The following is a 1,693-nucleotide window of genomic DNA, read 5'->3' as shown; positions in this document are numbered from 1 at the left end:
GCCGTCCCGCCGGTGCGCGGGACGGCCTCCAGCGGCAGCCGGGTCGGACCGCCCCGGCCACGCCTCCCGAGCCCGTCATGTGGGCCGACGAACGGGATGCCTGGCGGGATCCGAGCGCGGCGGCCGTGCTGGGCCCGCCCGCGCTGGAGACGCCGGACGACGACGGTGGCACCGACACCGCACCCGCGTCTCCGGCGGCGCGGCTGAGCGCGCGGGAGGTGCTCTTCGGGCAGCGGGTCAAGCCGACCGCGTTGGGCGCGTTGTTCGCCGCCGCCCTCCTCGTCGGGTTGGTGGGAGGCTTCCTCGGGAGGATCACCGCCGAGGGCGGCAGCGTGGTGAACCGTCCGGACGTGACGCTCGCCGAGGCCGGCACCGCCGTGGAACGGGAGCCCGGGTCGCTCGCCGAGGTGGTCGACCGGGTGCGGCCCGCCGTGGTGTCCGTCGACACGGGCGACGGCGCGGGGTCCGGCGTGGTCATCCACGAGGAGGGCTACATCGTGACCAACGAGCACGTGGTCGCCTCGGCCGCCGACGCCGACTCCCCCGACGTCGACGTCGTGTTCTCCGACGGCAGCAGGGCGGAGGCCGCGCTGGTCGGCCGCGACCAGCGCACCGACCTCGCCGTGCTGAAGGTCAACGTCGACAACCTGACCGTCATCCAGATGGGCGACAGCGACCAGCTCGCCGTGGGGGACACCGTCCTGGCCATCGGCAACCCGCTGAACCTCCCCAACACCGTGACCTCCGGCATCATCAGCGCACTGGACCGGCCGTCGCGGCTGCCGGCCGCGGAGACCTCGGTGATCAGCGCCATCCAGACGGACGCGGCGATCAACCGGGGCAACTCGGGCGGGGCGCTGGTGAACTCGTCCGGCGCCCTCGTCGGGATCAACACCGCGATCAGGGAGGCCACGCCGGGCGGCGGCTCCATCGGGATCGGGCTGGCCAACCCGGTCAACCAGGTGCGCCGGATCGCCGAGGACCTCATCCAGCACGGCCGGGTCGAACATCCGGACCTCGGGGTGAACCCGGTCACGAGGGTGTCGGGCAACCAGTACGGCGCCGAGGTGGCCAACGTGCGTGAGGGCGGGGCGGCCGAGCGGGCCGGGGTCCAGGAGGGCGACGTCATCACGAAGGTCGACGACCAGCCGGTGGGCGGAGCGGACGAACTGCTCCTCGCGGTCGGCCAACACCAGATCGGTGACCAGATCGAGCTGGAGATCGTCCGGGGCGATGGCGTCCTGGTGATTCCGGTCACCCTCGACTCGGACCAGAACCGTTGAGGGCCGGAACCGTCCTACCCGAGCCCCTTTCGCATGACCGAGCAACCGTTAGGCTGTTCGCGGGTGCGGAGGAGGTGCCAGGGTGTTCGAGAACATTGGGTGGCCGGAGCTGTTCGTGCTGCTGCTCGTCGGTCTGTTCATCTTCGGCCCCGAACGCCTGCCCGCCGCGGCCGCCTGGTTGGGCAACACCATCCGCAAGGTCCGCGACTACGCCTCGGGGGCGCGCGAGCAGATCCGCTCCGAGATGGGGCCCGAGTTCGACGAGCTGCGCAAGCCGCTGGAGGACCTGCGCGGCCTCCGGAACCTGAACCCGAAGACCGCCATCACCGACCAGGCCAGGAAGCTGTTCGACGACGACCGCCCGCTGGCGGAGGGCAGCGCGGAGAAGCCGAACGGCTACCCCGCCGCCG

2 protein-coding genes are annotated in these 1,693 nt (G+C 72.3%); both read left to right on the top strand.

What is annotated here, in order from left to right:
- Positions 1-1,283, top strand: a 1,283-nt coding sequence (locus tag ACTIDRAF_RS0225765; RefSeq protein WP_026066503.1) for a S1C family serine protease, incomplete at its 5' end; no start/stop codon positions are given.
- An 82-nt stretch (positions 1,284-1,365) separates the two neighbouring features.
- Positions 1,366-1,693, top strand: a 328-nt coding sequence (gene tatB, locus ACTIDRAF_RS0225760; RefSeq protein ID WP_016701518.1) for a Sec-independent protein translocase protein TatB, incomplete at its 3' end; no start/stop codon positions are given.

Source organism: Actinoalloteichus spitiensis RMV-1378, assembly GCF_000239155.1.
Classification (GTDB): domain Bacteria; phylum Actinomycetota; class Actinomycetes; order Mycobacteriales; family Pseudonocardiaceae; genus Actinoalloteichus_B; species Actinoalloteichus_B spitiensis.
Note: the sequence above shows the minus strand (reverse complement) of the source record. Positions and strands in the feature narration are given on the sequence as shown.